Origin of the sequence: Actinomadura sp. BRA 177 (assembly GCF_013372625.1) — a bacterium.
Classification (GTDB): Bacteria; Actinomycetota; Actinomycetes; order Streptosporangiales; family Streptosporangiaceae; genus Spirillospora.
On sequence record NZ_JABXFD010000629.1, the window covers coordinates 1 to 17,287 of the forward strand.

General features: G+C 70.4%; 13 protein-coding genes. 3 read left to right on the top strand and 10 right to left on the bottom strand.

From position 1 onward, the window contains the following. Positions 1-73: 73 nt before the first annotated feature. Positions 74-2,536 (bottom strand): leucine--tRNA ligase, encoded by a 2,463-nt coding sequence (leuS, locus tag HUX53_RS35135; protein ID WP_176407590.1) that lies wholly within the window; start codon positions 2,534-2,536, stop codon positions 74-76. A 347-nt stretch (positions 2,537-2,883) separates the two neighbouring features. Between leuS and HUX53_RS35140 the strand changes: the two genes are divergently transcribed. Beyond that, entirely contained in the window at positions 2,884-4,428 is a 1,545-nt protein-coding gene (locus HUX53_RS35140) for a long-chain fatty acid--CoA ligase (protein ID WP_176407591.1), read from the top strand. Between the two features lie 18 nt (positions 4,429-4,446). On the opposite strand, the gene HUX53_RS35145 is transcribed toward HUX53_RS35140, so the two are convergent. After that, the gene (locus HUX53_RS35145; RefSeq protein ID WP_176407592.1) at positions 4,447-5,289 is read right to left on the bottom strand and encodes a helix-turn-helix transcriptional regulator; all 843 of its coding nucleotides are present in this window, start codon (positions 5,287-5,289) and stop codon (positions 4,447-4,449) included. 114 nt (positions 5,290-5,403) lie between these two features. Between HUX53_RS35145 and HUX53_RS35150 the strand changes: the two genes are divergently transcribed. Further along, entirely contained in the window at positions 5,404-6,135 is a 732-nt protein-coding gene (locus HUX53_RS35150; RefSeq protein WP_176407593.1) for an SDR family oxidoreductase, read from the top strand. Between the two features lie 10 nt (positions 6,136-6,145). Here HUX53_RS35150 and HUX53_RS35155 read toward each other — a convergent pair whose 3' ends face one another. Together HUX53_RS35155 and HUX53_RS35160 are read right to left on the bottom strand one after the other, a co-directional pair. Continuing rightward, positions 6,146-7,393: a cytochrome P450 gene (locus HUX53_RS35155; protein ID WP_176407594.1), complete on the bottom strand. Its 1,248-nt coding sequence runs from the start codon at positions 7,391-7,393 to the stop codon at positions 6,146-6,148. 149 nt (positions 7,394-7,542) lie between these two features. Further along, on the bottom strand, positions 7,543-8,934 hold the full coding sequence (locus HUX53_RS35160; RefSeq protein ID WP_176407595.1) for an aspartate aminotransferase family protein: 1,392 nt from the start codon (positions 8,932-8,934) through the stop codon (positions 7,543-7,545). Positions 8,935-9,095: 161 nt separating this feature from the next. Here HUX53_RS35160 and HUX53_RS35165 point away from each other — a divergent pair, with 161 nt between their 5' ends. Further along, on the top strand, positions 9,096-9,974 hold the full coding sequence (locus HUX53_RS35165) for an alpha/beta fold hydrolase (RefSeq protein WP_176407596.1): 879 nt from the start codon (positions 9,096-9,098) through the stop codon (positions 9,972-9,974). A 133-nt stretch (positions 9,975-10,107) separates the two neighbouring features. On the opposite strand, the gene HUX53_RS35170 is transcribed toward HUX53_RS35165, so the two are convergent. From HUX53_RS35170 to HUX53_RS35195, 6 genes are all read right to left on the bottom strand, one after another. Continuing rightward, entirely contained in the window at positions 10,108-11,670 is a 1,563-nt protein-coding gene (locus HUX53_RS35170) for a GMC family oxidoreductase (protein ID WP_176407597.1), read from the bottom strand. A 79-nt stretch (positions 11,671-11,749) separates the two neighbouring features. Next, positions 11,750-12,793: an ATP-dependent DNA ligase gene (locus tag HUX53_RS35175; RefSeq protein ID WP_309237581.1), complete on the bottom strand. Its 1,044-nt coding sequence runs from the start codon at positions 12,791-12,793 to the stop codon at positions 11,750-11,752. A gap of 266 nt (positions 12,794-13,059) precedes the next feature. Then, on the bottom strand, positions 13,060-14,325 hold the full coding sequence (locus HUX53_RS35180) for a class I SAM-dependent methyltransferase (RefSeq protein WP_176407598.1): 1,266 nt from the start codon (positions 14,323-14,325) through the stop codon (positions 13,060-13,062). Between the two features lie 75 nt (positions 14,326-14,400). Further along, positions 14,401-15,768: an FAD-binding oxidoreductase gene (locus HUX53_RS35185; RefSeq protein ID WP_176407599.1), complete on the bottom strand. Its 1,368-nt coding sequence runs from the start codon at positions 15,766-15,768 to the stop codon at positions 14,401-14,403. Positions 15,769-16,035: 267 nt separating this feature from the next. Then, a complete protein-coding gene (locus HUX53_RS35190; RefSeq protein WP_255205940.1) occupies positions 16,036-16,542 on the bottom strand; it encodes a DUF1707 and DUF4870 domain-containing protein in 507 nt (168 codons plus the stop codon). Between the two features lie 37 nt (positions 16,543-16,579). Next, the gene (locus HUX53_RS35195) at positions 16,580-17,215 is read right to left on the bottom strand and encodes a polysaccharide deacetylase family protein (protein ID WP_309237582.1); all 636 of its coding nucleotides are present in this window, start codon (positions 17,213-17,215) and stop codon (positions 16,580-16,582) included. Positions 17,216-17,287 lie beyond the last annotated feature (72 nt).

Genomic DNA, 17,287 nt, shown 5'->3' on the forward strand with positions numbered 1-17,287 from the left:
CGGTGGGCGGGTTAGGAGGTGTGTAAGGGCAAGCCCAGGGGCTGACCCCGACCCCGCGCCCCGGGGGTCGGGGTCAGCGCTTGGGGACGATGTTGACGATCTTGGGGGCGCGGACGATGATCTTGGCGATGTCGGCGCCGCCCAGGGCGTCCTGGATCTTGGCCGAGGCCAGCGCCCGGCGCTCCAGTTCCTCGTCGGCGATGGCCGGCGAGACCTCCAGGCGGTCGCGGACCTTGCCGGCCACCTGGACGACGCAGGTCACCGACTCCTCCACCAGCAGCGCCGGGTCGGCCGTGGGCCAGCCCGCGCGGATCACCGGGGCGGTGCGGCCCAGCAGCTCCCACGCCTCGTCGGCGGTGTAGGGGGCGAACAGCGACAGCAGGACCGCGATCGTCTCGGCGGCCTCGCGGACGGCCGGATCGGCGGCGCCGGGGCCGGAGTCGATGGCCTTGCGGGTCGCGGTCACCAGCTCCATGATCCGCGCGATCGCGACGTTGAACCGCTCGGTCTCGACCAGCGTGGTCGCCTCGTCGACGGTGCGGGCCGTCACCCGGCGCAGGGCGGTGTCGCCGCCGGTGACGCCCGGCGCGGAGGTCACCTCGGTGGCGATGCGGTGGACGCGGGACAGGAACTTCGACATGCCGTGCGGGGACACGTCCGCCCAGTCGATGTCGTCCTCGGGCGGGCCGGAGAAGAGGATCGCCAGCCGGACGACGTCCACGCCGAACTCGCCGATCTGCTCGCCCAGGTCGACGCCGTTGCCCAGCGTCTTGGACATGGCCTTGCCCTCGTTGATGACCTGGCCCTGGTTCAGCAGCCGGGTGAACGGCTCGGTGAACTCGATCATGCCCATGTCGTACAGGACCTTGGTGAAGAACCGGCTGTACAGCAGGTGCAGGATGGCGTGCTCGACGCCGCCCGTGTACTGGTCGACGGGCATCCAGCGGCGGACCTGCTCGACGTCGAACGGGCCGTGCTCGTAGCCGGGCGAGCAGTAGCGGAAGTAGTACCAGGACGAGTCGACGAAGGTGTCCATGGTGTCGGTGTCGCGGGTGGCGGCGCCGCCGCACTTGGGGCACTCGGTGTTGACCCAGTCGGACGCGGCGGCCAGCGGTGAGGTGCCCTTGGGCGCCAGGTCGGCGCCGCGCAGGCCCTCGGGCAGCCGCACCGGCAGCTGCTCGTCCGGGACGGGGACCTCCCCGCACGCCTCGCAGTGGACGATCGGGATCGGGCAGCCCCAGAACCGCTGCCGGGACACCAGCCAGTCGCGCAGCCGGAAGTTGACGGACGCGCGTCCGGTTCCGCGCGACTCCATGATCTCGGTGATGCGGGCGATGCCGTCGGCCTTGGTCAGCCCGTCGATCGGCCCGGAGTTGACGATGGCGCCGTCGCCGGGGGTGGCGACGCCGGTCTCGGCGGGGTCGGGCAGCCCGGTCTCGACGACGACGCGGACGGGCAGGCCGAACTTCAGCGCGAAGTCCAGGTCGCGCTGGTCGTGCGCCGGGACGGCCATGATCGCGCCGTGCCCGTACTCGGCCAGCACGTAGTCGGAGGCCCAGACGGGCAGCCGCTCCCCGTTGACCGGGTTGACCGCGTAGCGGCCCAGGAACACGCCGGTCTTCTCGCGCTCGGTGGACAGCCGCTCGATCTCGCTCTCCCGCGAGACCTCCTCGCGGTAGGCCTCGAACGCGGCGCGGTGGTCGGGGTGGCAGATCTCCTCGGCCAGCGGCGCGTCGGCGGCGACGACCATGAACGTGGCGCCGTACAGGGTGTCGGGGCGGGTGGTGTAGACGGTGACGGGCTCGTCACGTCCCTCGATGGCGAAGTCGACGTCGGCGCCGGTGGAGCGGCCGATCCAGTTGCGCTGCATCAGCAGGACGCGCTCGGGCCACTTGCCCTCCAGCTGCGCCATGTCGTCCAGCAGCCGGTCCGCGTAGTCGGTGATCTTGAAGTACCACTGGGTCAGCACGCGCTTCTCGACCAGCGCGCCGCAGCGCTCGCAGTGCCCGCCGACGACCTGCTCGTTGGCCAGGACGGTCTGGTCCTTCGGGCACCAGTTGACGTGCCCGCCCTTGCGGTAGGCCAGGCCCCGCTCGTAGAAGCGCAGGAACAGCCACTGCGTCCACTTGTAGTACTCGGGGTCGGAAGTGTGCAGCCGGCGGGACCAGTCGAAGGACGGCGCGTACCGCTGGAAGGAGGACGCCTGCGTCTCGATGTTGGCGTACGTCCATTCGGCGGGGTGCGAGTCGCGCTTGATGGCGGCGTTCTCGGCGGGCAGGCCGAAGGAGTCCCATCCGATGGGGTGCAGCACGTTGTAGCCGCGCTGCAGCCAGTAGCGCGCGGGGACGTCGCCGATGGCGAACGCCTCGGCGTGCCCCATGTGCAGGTCACCGCTGGGGTAGGGGAACATGTCCAGCGCGTAGCGCCGCTCGGTGCCGGTGTCCTTCTCATCGGCCGCGAACGGGTCGAGCTCCGCCCAGCGGGCCTGCCACTTGTCCTGAACCGCCCGTGGGTCGTAATGCTCGTCGCTGCTCACGCTTACAGACTCCGCTTCCTGCTCATGGGTCGTGGGCCGTCCGCCGACATGAAACGGCCCCTCGCACAGGAGGGGCCACCACGCTGACGTCAGTGCGTCAACGTGGTCGTTCGAGGAGCAGCCTGGCTGACATACATCAAGAATAGCGCAGCCGCAAGCCCTCGCGCCGGTGGTTGAGCGCCTGACGCGGCGGCGCACTGCCCCATGACCGGGCGTGTGATCCGAAACAGCACGTCAAAGCACAGGAAAAGGTGGCTTTCCCGCGGCCCCGGACGGCAGGATGTGCGGAACCGTTCGTAGACTCGGCGGTAACTAACCGGCCGGTCACCTTTCGCGCGAGGAGTGCCATGCTCAACCTGTCCGTGCTGCTGGAGGACGCCGCCAGGGAGACGCCCGAACGCGACGCCGTCGTGTTCGGCGACATGCGGCTCTCCTACGCGTTCATCGACTCGGTCGCGAACCAGGTCGCGAACCTGCTGCGGGCGCGCGGCATCGGACCGGGCGACAAGGTGGCGCTGTCCAGCCCGAACCTCCCCTACTTCCCGATGGTGTACTTCGGGGCGCTCAAGGCGGGCGCGGTGGTCGTCCCGCTGAACGTCCTGCTCAAGCCGCGGGAGATCGCCTACCACCTGGGCGACTCGGACGCGAAGGCGTTCTTCTGCTTCGAGGGCACCCCGGAGCTTCCGCTCGGCGAGATGGGGCACGCCGGCTTCGAGCAGGCCGACGGCTGCGAGCACTTCTTCCTGCTGCCCGCGAACCCGGCGGCGACCGAGTCCCCGATCGAGGGCGCGGAGCTGTTCTGGGCCGCGCTCGCCGGGCAGCCGGGCACGTTCGACACCGTCCAGACGGGCCCGGACGACACCGCCGTCATCATCTACACCAGCGGGACGACGGGCCAGCCGAAGGGCGCCGAGCTCACGCACAGCAACCTGCTGTCGAACGCGATGGTGGACGACACGCTCTTCTACCGGACGCTGCACGACACGTCCCTGGTGACGCTGCCGCTGTTCCACATATTCGGGCAGACCTGCGTGATGAACGTGGGCCTCTACCGCCGCGCGACGCTCGTCCTGCAGCCGCGGTTCGACGCCAAGCAGGCGGTCGAGCTGATGGTGAAGGAGAAGGTGAACATCTTCGCGGGCGTCCCGACGATGTACTGGGGGCTGCTGACCGACGACACGTCCGCCGAGGACATCGCGACGATCAAGGAGAACCTGCGGGTCGCGGTGTCGGGCGGGTCGGCGCTGCCGATGGAGGTCCTCAAGGGGATCAAGAACAAGTTCGACGTGGACGTCCTGGAGGGCTACGGCCTGTCGGAGACGTCGCCGGTGGCCTCGTTCAACCGCCCGGACCGTCCGACCAAGCCCGGCTCGATCGGCCTGCCCGTCTGGGGCGTCGAGATGAAGCTGATCGACGACGACTGGAAGGAGATCGAGGGCGAGGGGCCCGGCGAGATCGCCGTCCGCGGGCACAACATCATGAAGGGCTACTACGACCGGCCCGAGGCGACCGAGGCCGCGATCCGGGACGGCTGGTTCCGCACCGGCGACGTGGCCCGCCGCGACGAGGACGGCTACTACTACATCATCGACCGCTCCAAGGACATGATCATCCGCGGCGGGTACAACGTGTACCCGCGGGAGCTGGAAGAGGTGCTGATGACGCACCCGGACGTGTCGCTGGCCGCGGTCGTGGGCGTCGAGCACCCCTCGCACGGCGAGGAGATCAAGGCGTACGTGATCCGGAAGCCGGGCGCCGCCGCGACCGAGGACGAGCTGGTCGCGTGGGGCAAGGAGCAGTTCGCCAACTACAAGTACCCGCGGATCGTGGAGTTCCGGGACGAGCTGCCGATGACCGCCACCGGCAAGATCCTCAAGCGCGAGCTGCGCTGACGTGCGTGGGCCAGGGCCTCAGCGGGTGCTGAGGTCCTGGGTCCCGACGACGCGCAGCAGTTTCATCGCCTCGTGGGACGGCGTGCCGGGCGTGGTGGTGTAGAGGACGACCCGCTGGTCACGTTCGGGCACATACAGGACGTCGCAGTGCATTTCCAGCTCGCCGACGACCGGATGCGTCATCAGCTTGCGGCTGCCGCGCCTGATCCCGACCTCGCCCTCGTCCCAGAGCCGGGCGAACAGCGCGCTGCGGCCGGCGACGTCGGCGACCAGCTTGGCGATGCCGGGGTCGCCCGGATAGCGGCCGGACGACGCCCGCAGGTCGGCGACGAGTTCGCGGGCGAGCTGCGTCACGTACTCGTCGGTTCCGTACCGCTCGATGGTGGGGCCGGTGAACAGCCAGCGGACGACGTTGCGGTCGCGGGGCGCCATCGCGGCGAAGTCGGTCATGAGCGCCGCGGCGAGGGGATTCCAGGCGAGGATGTCCTGCCGGGCGTTCAGCACGTAGGCGGGCGTGTCGTCGAGCCGTTCGAGCAGGTGCAGGATGCCCGGCGGGACGTCCTGTGAAGGCCCACTCGGCGGGTCCGGCCGTTCCCCGGCCAGGTTGTAAAGGTGCCCACGCTCGTCATCGCTGAGCCTCAGCGCGCGCGCCAGCGCACCGAGGATCTGCCTGGACGGATGGGGCCCGCGCCCCTGTTCCAGCCGGATGTAGTAGTCCACCGACATCCCGGCCAGCTGGGCGATCTCCTCGCGGCGCAGCCCCGGGGTGCGGCGGCGCGTCCCGCCCGGGAGCCCGACGTCCGCGGGCCGGATGCGGGCGCGGCGGGAACGCAGGAACGCCGCCATCTCCTGCCTGTCCATGTCCTCCAGGATGTCCGACGCGGCGGAGGCGGCGCCAGGCCGAGGGTGGTACGGCCGATCCCAGCCTCGGCCGGTCTCTCCTCATCGCCGGCGCCGCCGAGAAGGCTGGACGGCATGACGACACAGATCGCACTCATCACCGGAGCCAACAAGGGCATCGGCTTCGAGACGGCCCGCATCCTCGGCCGGGACGGCATCACCGTCCTGCTCGGGGCCCGTTCCGCCGAACGCGGCGAGCAGGCGGCGGCCACGCTGAAGGCCGAGGGGATCGACGCCCGTTTCGTCCGCCTGGACGTCACCGATGCCGATACCGTCGAGGCCGCCGCCAAGCTGATCGACGCCGAGTTCGGCCAGCTCGACATCCTGGTCAACAACGCCGGGATCACGACGACCGGCGCCACCGGCTACCCGCCGAGCGAGACGGCGCCGGACCTCGTCCGGACCGCGTTCGAGACCAACGTGTTCGGCGTCGTCGCGGTCACCAACGCGATGCTGCCGCTGCTGCGCCGCTCCCCCGCCGGGCGGATCGTCAATGTTTCCAGCGAACTCGGCTCGCTGACCATGCACAGCGACCCGTCCAGCCACGTCCACGGCGTCAACCTGCTGCCGTACAACGCGTCCAAGTCGGCGCTGAACGCCGTCACCGTCGCCTACGCCAAGGAACTGGCCGGCACCTCGATCACGGTGAACGCCGCCACGCCCGGCTACTGCGCGACGGATCTGAACGAGTTCGCCGGGCACCGGACACCGGTGCAGGGGGCGTCCGTGATCGCTGGAGTGGCCGTGCTCGGCGACGACGGCCCGACGGGCGCGTTCCTCGCCGAGGACGGCGTTCTCCCCTGGTAGGACCTGCGGGCTAGAACGTGTACGGCAGGCGCTTGATGCCGTTGATGAAGTTGGACTCCAGCCGGTCGGGCTCGGCGGAGGCCCGGATGTTCGGCGTCCGGCGCAGCAGCTCGCGGAACATCACGGTGATCTCGCGCCTGGCCAGGTGAGCGCCGAGGCAGAAGTGCGGCCCGGGCCCGCCGAACCCGACGTGCGGGTTCGGGTCGCGCAGGATGTCGAACTTGTCCGCGTCGGTGAAGACGGACTCGTCGCGGTTGGCCGACCAGTAGTAGAGGACGAGCTTGTCGCCCTCCTTGATCTCGTGCTCGTTGAGCGTGGTGTCGCGGGTCGCGGTGCGGCGCATCCAGATGACCGGCGACACGTACCGGACGATCTCCTCGATGGCGCCCGCGATGCGTCCGTCGAAGTCCGCGGTGAGCAGTGCCCGCTGGTCGGGGTTGCGGGTGAACAGGTCGAGGCCGTGCGCGATGGCGTTGCGGGTGGTCTCGTTGCCGGCGACGACCAGCAGGATGAAGAACGAGCCGAGTTCCTGGTCGCTGAGCGACTCGCCGTCGACGTTCGCGTTCACCAGCGCGGACGTCAGGTCGTCGGTGGGGTCCTTGCGGCGCTGCCGGCCGAGGTCCTCGACGATGCCCTTGAGCGTCTCGCCGGCGCCGAGCAGCGCCATGGCCATGTCCTCGGCGTTGTCGGACGGGAGGAACTCGGGGTCGTTGCCGGCGAGGATGACGTTGGTGGCGTCCAGGACGGTCTGGTAGTGCTCCTCGCCGATGCCCATCATGTCGCAGATGATCCGCAGCGGGAGCCGCGCGGCGACGTCCGCGACGAAGTCGCCGGTGCCGCCGCCGGCCGCCACGTTCTCCACGATCTGCCCGGCGACGGCCTCGACCTGGTCCTCGAACCGCTGGATCATGCGCGGCGAGAACGCGCGGGACACGATCCGCCGGATCTTGGCGTGCCGGGGGTCGTCCATGCTGATCATGGAGCCGAAGTACTCGTGCATGTCGCCGGGCATGTCCGGGATGCTGATCGCGCCCTTGCCGGAGCAGAAGTCCTGCGGGCGGCGGGACGCCTCGATGATGTCGGCGTGCCGGGTCAGCGCGTAGTAGCCGGGCCCCCGCGGCGCGATGATGATGTCGGGCTCCTCGAAGTGGACCAGCTCCGAGTGCCAGCGCAGCGCCTTGAACGCCTCGTGCCGGTACTCGTGCGGCCGCCGCCAGAACTCCCAGTCCGTCAGGTTGATGTCCTCGACCTTGAGCACGCGCCCACCACCTAAGTTCACATTCCGAACCCGATTCGGTTTACAGGCAGCCTCTCAAAGTAAAGCGGCAAGCGCACACTGATCGGGGCGGTGACCCGCCTCACATTAACGGCGCCGGGCCCGGGACGCCCCCGGACCCGGCATCCCGGTCACATCCGCGCCCACGCCTCCGTCAGGACGGAACGCAGGATCTGCTCGATGTCGTCGAAATGCCCCTGGTCGCACACCAGCGGCGGCGCCAGCTGGACGACGGGATCGCCGCGGTCGTCGGCGCGGCAGTACAGGCCCGCCTCGTAGAGCGCCTTGTCGAGGTAGCCACGCAGCAGCCGCTCGCACTCGTCGTCGTCGAACGTCTCGCGGGTGTCCCTGTCCTTCACCAGTTCGATGCCGTAGAAGAAGCCGTCGCCGCGGACGTCCCCGACGATCGGCAGGTCGAGGAGGCGCTCCAGGGTGCCGCGGAACGCGTCACGGTTGCGCATGACGTGGCCGTTCAGGTCCTCGCGCTCGAACAGGTCGAGGTTCGCCAAGGCCACGGCCGCCGCCACCGGGTGCCCGCCGAACGTGTAGCCGTGCGCGAACATCTCCGTCCCGTGCTTGAACGGCTCGAAGAGGCGGTCGGTGACGAGCATGCCGCCGAGCGGCGCATACCCGGAGGTCACGCCCTTGGCGAAGGTGATGATGTCGGGCGTGTAGCCGAACCGCTGCGCGCCGAACATCGTGCCGAGGCGTCCGAACGCGCAGATCACCTCGTCCGACACCAGCAGGACGTCGTGCCGGTCGCAGATCTCCCGGACGCGCTCGAAGTAGCCCGGCGGCGGCGGGAAGCACCCGCCCGCGTTCTGCACCGGCTCCAGGAACACGGCGGCGACGGTGTCGGGGCCCTCGAACTCGATGACCTCCTCGATCCGATCGGCGGCCCACCGGCCGAACGCCTCGGGATCGTCGCCGTGCTCGGTCGCCCGGTAGATGTTGGTGTTCGGCACCCGGAACGCGCTCGGCACCAGCGGCTCGTACGGGGCCTTCAGGTCGGGCAGCCCGGTCAGCGACAGCGCGCCGTGCGGGGTGCCGTGGTAGGCGACCGCACGGCTGATCACCTTGTGCTTGGTCGGCTTCCCGGTCATCTTGAAGTACTGCTTGGCGAGCTTCCACGCGCTCTCGACGGCGTCACCGCCGCCGGTCGTGAAGAAGACGCGGTTCAGACCGGCCGGCGCGAGGCCGGCGAGCCGCTCGGCCAGCTCCACCGCCTTCGGGTGCGCGTACGACCAGATCGGGAAGTAGGCCAGCTCGGCGGCCTGCTTGGCGGCCGCCTGCGCCAGCTCCTCGCGCCCGTGCCCGGCCTGGACGGTGAACAGCCCGGACAGCCCGTCCAGATAGCGGCGGCCGGCCGAGTCGTACACGTAGGGACCGTCCCCCCGGACGATCATGGGAATCTCGCCGCCGCCCTGGGATCCCGAGTGGCGCGCGAAGTGCATCCACAGGTGGTCGCGCGCCGCCCTCTGCATCGCGTCGTGCTGCTGGCTGGTCACGTCCGGCTCCGTCATCACGTTCCCTCAATGCGATCGATCCAGTCGTCATGATGCTAAGTGAGCACGGAATCCGCTGTAAATAGCTAGTCATACACCGATATCCGAAGGTTGCTCGCCCCGGCCGTCCGGCCCGCCGGGCCGCCCGGTAGCGTGCGCCGCGAACCGAGGAGGCGGACATGAGCGACATCACGACCGGATCGGTCACGGCGAACGGGCTCGACTTCGGATACCTCACGGCGGGCCCCGCGGACGGCCCCCTGGCGCTGCTCCTGCACGGCTTCCCCGACTCGCCGCACACCTGGCGGCACCTCATGCCCGAACTCGCCGCCGCCGGATACCGCCCCGTCGCCCCGTTCATGCGCGGCTACGCCCCCACGTCCGTCCCCGAGGACGGCGCCTTCCAGACCGGCGCCCTGGCCGCCGACGCCGTCGCCCTGCACGAGGCCCTCGGCGGTGGCTCGGACGCCGTCATCGTCGGCCACGACTGGGGCGCCTTCACCACCTACGGCGCCGCGAACGTCGCCCCCGACCGGTGGCGGAAGGTCGTCGCCATGTCCGTCCCGCCGATGTCGGTGATGGGCACCGCGTTCTTCGACTACGAGCAGCTCAAGCGCTCGTTCTACATCTTCGTCTTCCAGACGCCGCTGGCCGAGATGGCGCTGAACCGCGCCTTCGTCGAGGGCCTGTGGCGCGACTGGTCACCGTCGGACGGCCGCGACCACACTGTGGACGTCGACCACGTCATGGACCGCCTCGCCACGCCCGCCAACGTCGAGGCGGCGATCGGCTACTACCGCGCCATGCTCGACCCGTCCAAGCTCATCGCCCGCTACGCCGCCGAGCAGGAGGCGGCTTCCGCCGTCGGCAAGCTACCCGTCCTCTACCTGCACGGCGCCGAAGACGGCTGCCTGGGCGCCGACGTCGTAGAAATGGACGCCGTCCGCGCCGCCCTCCCGCCGGGCTCACGCGCCGAACTGGTCGCAGACGCCGGCCACTTCCTCCAACTCGACAACCCCGCCGATGTGAACACCCACATCCTCAGCTGGCTGCGTTGATCCATGGGGGCGACCCCCTGGAACCCCCGATACGACGCAGGCGATCCTCACGCCGCTGATGCGGTCGCTGCGGTCGCCTGCGTCGGCGGGTCGGACGACCTCCGGCCGCCCTACCCGTGACCGTGGCCGAGGTTCACCCCGTACCGCGGGCTTCCCGGAGGAGGTCGGCGGCGCGTTCGCCGATCATGATGGCGGGGGCGTTGGTGTGGCCTCGGGTGATCTCCGGGAGGACGGAGACGTCCGCGACGCGGAGGGCGTCGATGCCGCGGACGCGGAGGTCCGGGTCGACGACGGCGTCGTCGTCGGTGCCCATGCGGCAGGTGCCGGTGGGGTGGTAGAGCGTCTCGGAGTGGCCTCGGACGTAGTCGGCCAGCGCCTCTTCGTCGTCCGGGCCGACGTAGGGGTCCATCGGTTCGCCCACGTAGGGTTTGAGGGCGTCGTGGGTCAGGAGTTCGTCGGCGTACTTGAGGCCGTGGACGAGGCGGCGCAGGTCGCTCTCGCCGGTCAGGTAGCCGGGGTCGATCGACGGCGGCGCGGACGGGTCGGCGGACGCGAGCGTGATCCGTCCGGCCGACTCGGGCCGCAGCAGGACGACGCCGAGCGTCACGCCGTGCTCGGTCGGCGGGACGAGGCCGTGCGCGACGTACGGGGCGGGCGCGAAGACCAGTTCGAGGTCGGGCGCGGGCTGCGACGGGTCGCTCCTGGTGAAGACGACCGCCTCGCCGACGTTGGAGGTGAACGGTCCGCGCCGGGCGAGCAGGTAGCGGACGATGTTGGGCAGCGACTCGGCGCCCGCGAGCGTGACCTTCTTCGGGCAGTGCCGGACGACGCCGACGGACAGGTGGTCCTGCAGGTGGCGGCCGACCTCGGGACGTTCCAGGACGGTCTCGACGCCGACGCCGCGCAGGTGGTCGGGGTCGCCGATCCCGGAGAGCATCAGCAGGTGCGGTGAGCCGATCGCGCCTGCCGACAGCACGACCTCGCGGCGGGCGGTGACGCGCTCGCCGCCGTACTCGACGCCGGTCGCGCGGCCGTCCTCGACCAGCACCTTCGACACGAGCGCGCCCGTGACGACGGAGAGGTTCGGGCGCTTGCGCGCGGGGCGCAGGTACGCGTCGGCGGTGCTGCACCGGCGGCCGCGCCGCTGACTGACCGGGGTCTGCGCGTAGCCCTCGTTGGACGGTCCGTTCAGCTCTTGCAGCCGGGTCAGGCCGGCGGCCTCGCACGCGGCGAGGAAGGCGCGGGTCGTCTCGTTCGGGCTGCGCTGCTCAGAGATCGTGACGGGGCCGGACGTCCCGTACACGTCACCTTCGTTGCTGCCGACGCGGCCCTCGGCCCGCTTGAAGTACGGCTCCACGTCGGCGTACGACCAGCCCGGCACGTCCCAGCCGTCGTAGTCGGCGGAGTGGCCGCGCACCCACATCATCGCGTTGAGCGAGGAGGAGCCGCCGAGCATCCGGCCGCGCGGCCAGTACAGTTCGCGGCCGTCCAGTTCGGTCTGCTTCGCGGTGGTGAAGTCCCAGTCGTACTCGGTCTTGAAGAGCTTGGCGAAGGCCGCCGGGACGTGGATCTCGTTCTTGTCGTCCGGGCCGCCGGCCTCCAGGAGGGCGACGGTGACGGACGGGTCCTCCGACAGCCGCGCGGCCAGGGCGCAGCCCGCGGATCCGGCGCCGACGATGACGTAGTCGTAGTCCATGAGGGCCTCCGCGCTCTCCGGGCCGGCGGCACCGGCCCGTCAGTGACTGCTTACCACCGGTTCGGCGCCGCGTCCATGGTCAGGGCGGCTCGCCGAACGGCGGAACCTGGGCCGGGGACAGGTCCGTCCGGATGCGGACGTAGCGGACGGCGTGCCGCCACCGTCCGCCTTCCACGGCGGCGTCCCCGCTGAACTCGACGACGACCTCCGGCTCGGTCCGCACATAGCGGATCGGCGGATGCGACCCGTAGAGCCCGCCGGCGAACCCGGCGGGCAGCTCCGGCGGCCACGGATGGTCCGGCTCGGCGTGCCGCAGGACGCCGGCCAGGCCGGTGCGGGCGGACGGCGCGAGCGGGGTCGTCCGCGCGACGACGCGGAGCCGGCCGCCGGCGTCGTAGCGGCCGAGGATCAGCGACTCGGGCGCCTGCCGGGTGCCGGTCACCCCGCCGACGACCGCCTCGGCGGTGACGCGCCGCTTCACCTTCCACCAGCGGCGGCGTCCCTCCAGGTAGGGGCCGTCGGCGTCCTTCACGACCAGGCCCTCGATGCCCTGACCGGCGAGGGCGTCGAACCAGAGCTGCGCCTCCTCGACGTCGGACGTCTGCGGCGTGCCGATCACACGCGCGCCGGGCTCGTCGTCGCCGAGCAGGGCCTCCAGGACGACGCGGCGTTCGCGCAGCGGCTTCGGGCGCAGGTCGACGCCGTCCGCTTCGAGGACGTCGAACACGACGTAGTGGCAGGGTTCGGTGCGAGCGAGTTCGGTGCGGCGGCGTCCCGCGACGTGCCGGCGTTGCAGCGCACCGAAGTCCAGGCGTCCGTCCGGTCCCCAGCGGACGATCTCGCCGTCGACGACCGTGCCGGGCGCGAGCCGCTCGCGGACCGCGGTCACGATCTCGGGGAACGCGTCGTTGAACCGGACCCTCCGGCGGGACGACAGCTGCACGGCGCCGGCCTCGTCCACCAGCGCGATCGCGCGGAACCCGTCGAACTTCGGCTCGTACCGGCAGCCGCCCGGGCACGCCTGCGGCGGCGGGATGCGATCGACCGTGGTGGCCAGCATCGGCTTGACCGGGGACCGGATGTGCATGGCCTCCCGTCCCCCGCACTCGCTGGTCGTGATCACGGCCTACCCACGCTGACCTGCGGCGACATCGGAGCAGGACGAATGTTGACCGGCGGGAGATCAGTTCGGGAAGCACCGCTCGCCGGCCACGGCGTCCCCGTCAGGCCGGACGGCGACCCGGCCTGCCTGGAGAGCAAGGGCCTGCACGACTTGACGTTCGGCGACCGCTTCGCCACCGTCGTTGGCCGTTTTGGTGTGCGCCGCCCTTTAACGGCGACGAGCCGGCCGGAACGTCCGGTCGGCTCGTCTTCGGGAGCGGTTTCGGCTCACGAACCCCAGTCGGGGCGCAGCGGCATGTTGCTCACGCCGTCGTCGTGCAGCTTCACGCCGAGAATCTGGTGCAGCTGGATCCAGTTCTGGTTGAAGCCGAGCACGCAGCCCGCCATGTAGACGCGCCACACGCGGGCGGTGCCCTCGCCGACCTCGGCGACGGCCTCGTCCCAGTGCTCGTCGAGGTTCCTGGACCAGGCGGTCAGCGTGCGCGCGTAGTGCTCGCGCAGGTTCTCCTGGTGGCGGATCTCGAATCCCGCGTTGTTCATCTGGGACTGGACGTAGCCGGGGCCCTCCAGCTCACCGTCCGGGAACACGTACCGGTTGATGAACCCGTTCTCCTTGCGGGACGGGGCGATGTTGTCCGGACGCGTGATGGTGTGGTTCAGCATCCGCCCGCCCTTGCGCAGCTTCCCGTACAGGAACGCGAAGTAGGACGGGAGGTTCGCCTTGCCGATGTGCTCGGTGAGGCCGATGGAGCTGATCGCGTCGAAGCCGGTCTCCGTCACGTCCCGGTAGTCCATGTGCCGGACCTCGGCGAGGTCGGACAGGCCCCGGTCGGCGATCGCCTTCTGCGCCCACTCGGCCTGCTGCTTGGACAGCGTGACCCCGAGCGCCTTGACGCCGTACTCCTTCGCGGCGTGCATCACCATGCCGCCCCAGCCGCAGCCCACGTCCAGCAGCCGCATCCCCGGCCGCAGCGCGATCTTCCTGGCGACCAGATCGTGCTTGTTGAACTGCGCCTCCTCCAGCGTCGCGCCCTCGTGCGGGTAGCACGAGCACGTGTACGCCATGGAGGGACCGAGCACCCACTCGTAGAAGGTGTTGGACACGTCGTAGTGGTGCGAGATCGCCTTCGCGTCCCGCCGCTTGGAGTGCCGCAGCCACGACGGGATGCGGCTGAACGGCGCCTCCTGCGGCGGCGGGTCCAGCCGGCGGGAGACCGCGGCGCGCAGCAGCGGGTCGCCGAGGACCGACGCGGTGATCCGCGCCTTGTCCCGCGGGGTCACGTCGCTCAGCACCTGCTGCATCGTCGTCAGCGCCTCGATCATGTCGCCGTCGACGTCGATCATGCCGGTCACGTACGCGCGGGCGAGGCCCAGCGCACCCGGCGAGTGCAGCAGGTACGACACCGCGTACGGCGAACGGACGTCGAACCGTATTCCGGCGCCGGGCACCCCCGCCCGCGATCCGTCGTACGCCGTGAACTCCACTGGCGCCTCAGCCCCGGCGAGCCGCTCGAAGACCCTGGCCAGCGTCATCTTGTTCCCTCCTGTCTCTCCGCCCGGGCCGGCGCTGGCCGGCCCGCTGGGCTCCCCCGATACGGCGGGCGCATGTCAGCGTCCGCGCACGCACTTGTCGTAGAGGTCGAGCAGCCGCTCGCCGGGGTCGTAGGTCCCCTTGAGCCGCCGGTAGGTCTCCCCGTCGTAGTAGCGCCAGAACTCGTCCCGGCCGTAGAAGGCCGTCGAGTAGAGGGACTTGTGCCCGTCGAGCGCCGCGACCCTGCGTTCGATGAGCCGGTTGTGGTGCTCGGGGATCTGGCCGGGCGGGATCCGGACCGTCCCCCAGAAGCCGGCGTTCACGTAGGTGCGGCCCGCCTCCAGCGGGTACAGCGGCCACCGCTCCTTCGCGCGCAGCGGGCACAGCCAGATGGGGCTCATGCCGACCTTGGCGTGGAAGAACTCCAGGAACTCGGGCAGCCGCTCGACCGGCACCTCGATGTCCTGGATGACGTCCTCGCGGGGACGCAGCCCGCGCCAGCGCTCCGCGCGCGCCACGATGTGGTAGCGGCGGTCGTAGGCGACGAGCTTGCGGTACACGTCCGAGCGCTTGTACTTGTCGGGCCACAGCCGCCGGACGGTCGGGTTCTGCACGCCGAACGCGCCGGAGCACCAGAACCAGTCGGTGTCCCAGCGCCAGATGTAGTCGTGCACGGTCAGGAAGTCGACCGACCGCTCCTGGATCGACCGGTAGTAGATCTGCTGGCCGGTGTAGTCGGACGTGTACGGCACCGAGTCGGCGAAGAAGCCGAGCGTGATGTACTGCTCGCCGGCGCTGAAGACCGTCCCGTCCAGGAAGTCGACGGACTCGCCCTCGAACGTCCGCGACTCGGTGATCTCGCCCATCGCCTTGGCCAGCTCGGCGGCGTCGGTGAACCGCAGATGGCGGAGCCGGACGTAGGGGCTGACCGGCCGCAGCTCGATCTTCAGCCGCAGCGTGTAGCCGAGCGTCCCGTACGAGTTCGGGAACCCGAAGAACAGGTCGGCGTGCTCGTTGTCGCGCGTCGCCGTGACGATCTCGCCGTTCCCGGTGAGGATCTCCATCTCCAGGACGCCCTCGTGCGGCAGGCCCTCCCGGAACGACGTCGACTCGATGCCGAGCCCCGTCACCGCCCCGCCCAGCGTGATCGTCTTCAGCTGCGGGACGACCGTCGGCATCAGCCCGTGCGGCAGCGTCGCGGCGACCAGGTCCTCGTAGGTCGTCATGCCCTGGACCTGCGCCGTGCGCTCGCCGGGGTCGACGCTCAGCACCCGGTCGAACCCGGACACGTCCAGGCCCGGCGCCTCCGCCGGGTCGCGCCACCGGAACAGGTTCGAGGTCCGCTTCGCCAGCCGCACCGGCGTGCCCGCCGGGATCGCCGCGTAGGACCGCCTGAGCGCGTCCACCGCGCGCTGGTGATCGCCCTTGACCGCAAGCTCCGTCATCTACCCCTCCCGGACACAGTTAATCGATCATCCCATGCATGGTCCACATAATTCGGACGTTGCAGGAGTCACAGGTCGGGAAGGGAATAAGGTCACAGGCGTACACATCGGCGTCGTTTTCGTCTCCTGGAGGCGACAGAACCGCTACAGGGCGGCCACGTCAACCTTTCCCCGAAGGCCTATGCCGACAAACCCACGACGCCACTCCAGCCGCGCCGGCATCGCCGCGCGGCCCCCGCACGCGCGCCCGGCGGTCGCGGGGCGGGGTCACTTCACGAGGCGGAGGATCCACGGGTAGCGGAACGTCTGGCCGGTCAGGGCGAACACCGCGGCGACCGCCGACAGCACCCACGCGACCGCGTACACGACGCCGCCGATCCCGAAGGTGACGATCGTGAGCAGCAGCAGCGTCAGCTGGAAGTTCACCGCCTCCGCCGCCTGCCGCCGGACGTACTCCGAGCGCTTGCCGCTCACCAGCATCAGCACGAGCGGCCCGACGAAGAGCGTCGGGACCGCCACTGCGTGGGCCGCGGCGGCGAGCATCCGGTCCTCCCCCGTCTCGCTGACCGGCTTCCCGGGCGGGGGCACGGGCACGGGCGCCAGGTCGCGCGTGACGGCCCCCAGCTCATTGCGCGTCTTGGCCGTGATGGCCAGCTGGACGCGCATGTCGAACTCGTCCTCGTCGAGCCGTCCCTCGGCGTACGCGCCCTGAAGCCGCTGGATGACCGGTTCGCGCTCGGCGTCCGAAACCCTCAGATCCCCGCTGCTATTCATACCTCCCATGCTGGGACACGGCCGCGCCGCCGGACCATCAGGGAAGACCCTGAGCCGCCCCTGAATCGTCCCGGTGGACCATCCTGCGGCCGGTCTGCCCGTACTCCTTCCCGGGGACGAGCTTCCCGCCGTACAGCTCGGACACGGTCACGAACGTGTACCCCACGGCGGCCAGCCGGTCGATGATCTTCGGGACGGCCTTCACCGTCGTGGGGTGGATGTCATGCATGAGCACGACATAGCCCGGCTTCACGGACTTCAGCACCCGCTTCTCGACGTACTCGCTGTCGCGGTGCTCCCAGTCGAGCGGGTCGACCGTCCACAGCACCTGCGCGAGGCCCATCTCCTTCGTGATCTTCGTCAGCCGCTCGGACATCGACCCGTACGGCGGCCGGAGCAGCACGGGCGTGACCCCCGACGCCCGCCGGATCGCGTCCTGCGTCCGCGTGAGCTCCGACATGACCTTCTTCTTGGACGCGGTGCCGAGATCCGCATGCGTGTAGCTGTGGTCGCCGAGCTCGTGCCCGGCCTCATGCTCCCGCCGGACGAGCTCCGGATGCTTCACGACGTTCTCCCCCACCAGGAAGAACGTCGCCTTGACCTTCCGGGCCGCGAGGACGTCCAACAGCTCCCGCGTACTCTCCGCCGGCCCGTCGTCGAAGGTCAGCGCCACGCACTTCACCCGCGAGCAATCCGGAGGCGGCGGAGAGTACGCGGGAGCTGTTGGACGTCCTCGCGGCCCGGA

Coding starts and splice junctions, on each gene's coding strand:
- HUX53_RS35140 (WP_176407591.1), top strand. CDS start 2,884: ATGCTCAACCTGTCCGTGCTGCTGGAGGACGCCGCCAGGGAGACGCCC.
- HUX53_RS35145 (WP_176407592.1), bottom strand. CDS start 5,289: ATGGACAGGCAGGAGATGGCGGCGTTCCTGCGTTCCCGCCGCGCCCGC.
- HUX53_RS35150 (WP_176407593.1), top strand. CDS start 5,404: ATGACGACACAGATCGCACTCATCACCGGAGCCAACAAGGGCATCGGC.
- HUX53_RS35160 (WP_176407595.1), bottom strand. CDS start 8,934: ATGACGGAGCCGGACGTGACCAGCCAGCAGCACGACGCGATGCAGAGG.
- HUX53_RS35165 (WP_176407596.1), top strand. CDS start 9,096: ATGAGCGACATCACGACCGGATCGGTCACGGCGAACGGGCTCGACTTC.
- HUX53_RS35170 (WP_176407597.1), bottom strand. CDS start 11,670: ATGGACTACGACTACGTCATCGTCGGCGCCGGATCCGCGGGCTGCGCC.
- HUX53_RS35180 (WP_176407598.1), bottom strand. CDS start 14,325: ATGACGCTGGCCAGGGTCTTCGAGCGGCTCGCCGGGGCTGAGGCGCCA.
- HUX53_RS35185 (WP_176407599.1), bottom strand. CDS start 15,768: ATGACGGAGCTTGCGGTCAAGGGCGATCACCAGCGCGCGGTGGACGCG.
- HUX53_RS35190 (WP_255205940.1), bottom strand. CDS start 16,542: ATGAATAGCAGCGGGGATCTGAGGGTTTCGGACGCCGAGCGCGAACCG.